This is a genomic window from Methylobacterium sp. CCH5-D2, from assembly GCF_001556475.1.
GTDB classification, from domain to species: Bacteria; Pseudomonadota; Alphaproteobacteria; order Rhizobiales; family Beijerinckiaceae; genus Methylobacterium; species Methylobacterium hispanicum.
Map to the genome: position 1 here is coordinate 1 of NZ_LSIX01000094.1, position 4,135 is coordinate 4,135.

4 protein-coding genes are annotated in these 4,135 nt (G+C 70.3%); 2 read left to right on the forward strand and 2 right to left on the reverse strand.

Annotation, left to right across the window (positions count from 1 at the left end; translation table 11 throughout):
* Positions 1–206: 206 nt before the first annotated feature.
* Together tsf and AX737_RS02060 are read right to left on the reverse strand one after the other, a co-directional pair.
* Positions 207–1,133, reverse strand: coding sequence for a translation elongation factor Ts (gene tsf / locus AX737_RS02055; RefSeq protein ID WP_066918616.1), 927 nt, complete (start codon positions 1,131–1,133; stop codon positions 207–209).
* A gap of 136 nt (positions 1,134–1,269) precedes the next feature.
* Complete coding sequence (locus AX737_RS02060; RefSeq protein ID WP_066918618.1) at positions 1,270–2,337, reverse strand: 30S ribosomal protein S2; 1,068 nt, start codon at positions 2,335–2,337, stop codon at positions 1,270–1,272.
* A 386-nt stretch (positions 2,338–2,723) separates the two neighbouring features.
* On the opposite strand from AX737_RS02060, the gene AX737_RS02065 reads away from it, so the two are divergent.
* On the forward strand, positions 2,724–3,389 hold the full coding sequence (locus AX737_RS02065; RefSeq protein WP_066918620.1) for a hypothetical protein: 666 nt from the start codon (positions 2,724–2,726) through the stop codon (positions 3,387–3,389).
* A 12-nt stretch (positions 3,390–3,401) separates the two neighbouring features.
* Positions 3,402–4,135: patatin-like phospholipase family protein (locus AX737_RS02070; protein ID WP_197430424.1), on the forward strand; the 734-nt coding region annotated here is incomplete at its 3' end.

The window sequence follows — 4,135 nt, forward strand, 5'->3', positions numbered from 1 at the left end:
ATACCCCTCACCCTGTCCCTCTCCCTATGGGAGAGGGGACCCGCGCACGCCTAGTCCTGCACGGCATCTTCTGGAGCGGTCCCCAGGCCATCGTTCGTCTGAGAAGCCTCCCCCACAGAGGGAGAAAGCAGCGCGGGCGCCCCCGAACGAGAAAAGCCCCGGCCTCTCGGCCGGGGCTTTCCCCTGAACGTACGGCTCGCAGCCGATCAGGCGCGGCCGGCCTGCTGGGCCACCTCGGTGGCGAAGTCCGGGCCCTCTTCCTTCTCGATGCCCTCGCCGAGCGCGTAGCGCACGAAGGCGGTGAGGTTCACCGGAGCGCCGACCTTGCCGGCGGCCTCCTTCAGCACCTGCGAGATGGTCTTCGAGCCGTCGTGCACGAAGGGCTGCTCCAGGAGGGTGACCTCCTTGTAGTAGCTCTTCAGGCCGCTCTCGACGATCTTGGCCATGACGTGGTCCGGCTTGCCGGCGTTCTTCTCGCGCAGGATGTTCGACTCGCGCTCCACCGTCGCGGCATCGACGCCCGAGGCGTCGAGCGCCACCGGGTTGGTCGCGGCGACGTGCATGGCGATCTGGCGACCGAGCGCGGAGAGCGCGTCCACGTCGCCCTCGGACTCGAGCGCCACCAGCACGCCGATCTTGCCGAGGCCGTCCGAGATCTGGTTGTGCACGTAGCTCGCGATCACGCCCTTGGAGACTTCGAGCTTGGTCACGCGGCGCAGGGTCATGTTCTCGCCGATGGTGGCGATCAGGCTCTGCAGCTTGTCGGCCACGGTCTCGGAGGCGCCCGGGAAGTGGGCGGCCTGCAGCCCCTCCAGCGTGCCGTCGCTGTTGAGCGCGATCTTGGCGGCCTCGCGGGCGAAGGCCTGGAAGGCGTCGTTGCGGGCGACGAAGTCGGTCTCGGAATTCACCTCGACCACCGCGGCGTGGCGGCCGGCGGACTCGACGGCGACCAGACCCTCGGCGGCGACGCGGCCGGCCTTCTTGGCGGCCTTGGCGAGGCCCTTCTTGCGCAGCCAGTCGACGGCGGCCTCGAGATCGCCCCCCGTCTCGTTCAGCGCGCCCTTGCAGTCCATCATGCCCGCGCCGGTCTTCTCGCGGAGCTCCTTCACCATCGCGGCGGTGATGTTGGCCATGGCCGGTCCTTTCGTCTCGCTCCCGCGGGAGTCTCTGAGATGAGAGGGCCCGGCGCCCTGTGGAGCGCCGGGCCCGAAGATGGGGTTCTCAAGGAAGCTGCGCCGGCCGCGAGGCCGACGCCGGTCCCAAAAAGAATCAGGCGGCGGCGGCGGCCTCGACGAAGCCGCGGGCCTGATCGACCCAGCCGTCGCGGGCGATGCGGCCGTTGAGCTTGAGGTCGCCATCGATCTTGGCGACGTCGTCGGCGCTCATCGCGGCGATCTGCCAGTAATGGTAGATGCCGGCATCGTTGAGCTTCTGCACGATCTGCGGGCCGGCGCCGTTGAGCTTGGTCAGGTCGTCCGGAGCGCCGCGCGGGGCGGCGAGCAGCTCGAAGTGCTCGGTCGACTCGGCGAGCATCGCCACGTCGGCCGGATCGAGGGCGCCCGACTCCACGGAGAGGGCCGCGTCGTCGTTGGCCGGCAGCTCCTCGGCCATCGGCTCCTCGGAGGCGCCGAGATCGACGCCCGACGAGCCTTGAGCCCGCGAGATGCCGTCGATCGCCGCGCGGGCGATGAGGTCGCAGTAGAGCGCGATGGCGCGGCCCGCGTCGTCGTTGGCCGGGACGATGTAGCTGATGCCGTCCGGGTTGCAGTTGGTGTCGACGATGGCGGCCACCGGGATGCCGAGGCGGTTCGCCTCCTTGATCGCCAGCTGCTCCTTGTTGGTGTCGATCACGAACAGCAGGTCGGGCACGCCGCCCATGTCCTTGATACCGCCGAGCGCCTTCTCGAGCTTGTCCTTCTCACGGGACAGCATCAGGCGCTCCTTCTTGGTGAGGCCGGGGCCGCCGGTCTCGAGCGTCTCGGAGACCTTGCGCAGGCGCGAGATCGAGCCCGAGATGGTCTTCCAGTTGGTCAGCATGCCGCCGAGCCAGCGGGAGTTGACGTAGTACTGGGCCGAGCGCTTGGCGGCGTCGGCGATCGTGTCGGCGGCCTGGCGCTTCGTGCCGACGAACAGCACGCGGCCGCCGCGGGCGACGGTGTCGCTGACGGCCTGGAGGGCCTGGTGCATCGCCGGGACCGTCTGGGCCAGGTCGATGATGTGGATGTTGTTGCGGGTGCCGAAGATGTAGGGCTGCATCTTCGGGTTCCAGCGGTGCGACTGGTGACCGAAATGGGCGCCCGCCTCAAGGAGCTGGCGCATGGTGAAGTCGACGGCCATGATTCTCTCGTTCTCCGGTTGATACCGCCGCGGAGGAAGCGACCGGCCCATCCGACCAGCCACCGGAAACGCCTCATTCAGTCATGAGGCCAGCCCCGCGTGTGGAATGGGCGGGCCCATAGCAGAGGGTGGGCGGCGAGGCAAGGGAACGCCGCGGACCGCCGAGGCCCGACGCCGCCGCGGAAACCTGAGATTGCGGTCCGGCCGGGGCCGCCCGGGTCGTCACCGCCTGCGACACCGGGATTGCATCGCCGGAAGCGCGCAGGCTAACATAACCTCAACGATATTTCTGCGCGCTGATCCGCCGATATTCTAACCTGAGGTCTGGATATCGGCGGGGCGCGCGGGCCGGATATTCGGCCGTCGTATCGGCTTGGGGGGTCTCGATGCGCGCACGCTCCGCGGTACTGTCCGCCTGTCTCCTGACCGGCCTCCTCGGCAGCCTGCTGTCGGCCTGCGATTCGCCGAGCGCCAAGGTCACGCAGTTCCGGTTCGGCAGCGCGGACACGCTCGCCACCACCGGCAACCTGCGCCTCGTCAGCGAGCGCCTGCGGCCGGGTCCCGACGGCTCGCTCCTGCCGATCGTCTGCACCGAGCCGAGCCCGGACTACGCCATCGCCTTCGGGCAGAACGCCAACGCGAACGCGACCGTCACGATCCCCGAGAAGGCGAGCGTGAGCGGCGGCGGGGCCTACGCGCAGACCGAGACCGCGACGCCGCTCGCCGGCCGCGCCCCGGCGGTGCTGGCGCTGCGCGACGGGCTGTTCGCGGCCTGCCAAGCCTACGCCAACGGCGTGATCGGGCACGACGCCTACTCGATGATCCTGAGCCAGTACGGGACCCTGCTCGTCGCCCTGGTGGCGGAGAAGCCCGCCGACTCCGCGCGATCCGCCGATCCGGGCCGGAGGGCGACGCTGTCGGCGATGCTGGTCGCCTGCATCGGGCAGCACGACGGCACGCGGATGCCGCAATCCGAGAGCCGCCTGCTCACCGAGCCCTTCTGCCGCCGGGTGCTGGCCGCCGGCCTGCGCCACGCCCTGATCCGCAGCTGAGGAGCCGGGCGAATGACGAGGGACGCAGCATCCACCGCACTTGCCGCACCCGCCCCTCCGGGCCCGGGCGCGGAGGCCGCAATCGTCGATGCCGCGACGGCGATCGCGGAGGAGTTCGGTCACTTGCACCTCACGCCCGGGCAGCAGCCGACGGCCCTGTGCCTGTCCGGCGGCGGGATCCGAAGCGCCGCCTTCTGCCTCGGCGTCGTCCAGGCGTTCGCCCGATATCGTCTCCTGCCGCAGTTCCAGTACCTCTCCACCGTCTCGGGGGGCGGCTATACGGGGGCGTGGCTGACGCGCCTGATCGCGGAGCGCAGCGAGACGGCCGCCGCCCAGGGCAGGCCCCTCGACATGGACGCGCTCCAGGACGAGATCGCGGCCCCGGCCGACCGGGCCGAGACGGACACCGTGCGGGGCCTGCGCCGCTACACCAGCTACCTCACGCCGAGCCGCGGCTTCGCCTCCCTCGACACCTGGGCGGGCATCACGCTCTGGTTGCGCAACACCCTGATCAACTGGTTCGTGTTCCTGCCGGTGTTCGGAGCCCTGGCCGGACTTCCGATCCTCTACGCCGCCGCGACCTACGCGGTGGCCGGCGCGAGCGGCCGCAGGTTCGACGGCGTGGCCGCCCATGTCGGCTATGCGGGCGCCCTGGCCCTGTTCATCGCCGTCCTCGGCTCGATCGTAGCCCTGCCGAGCCACACCCATCCGGACGACAGGACGGACCGGCGCGAGGCCTACGGCCT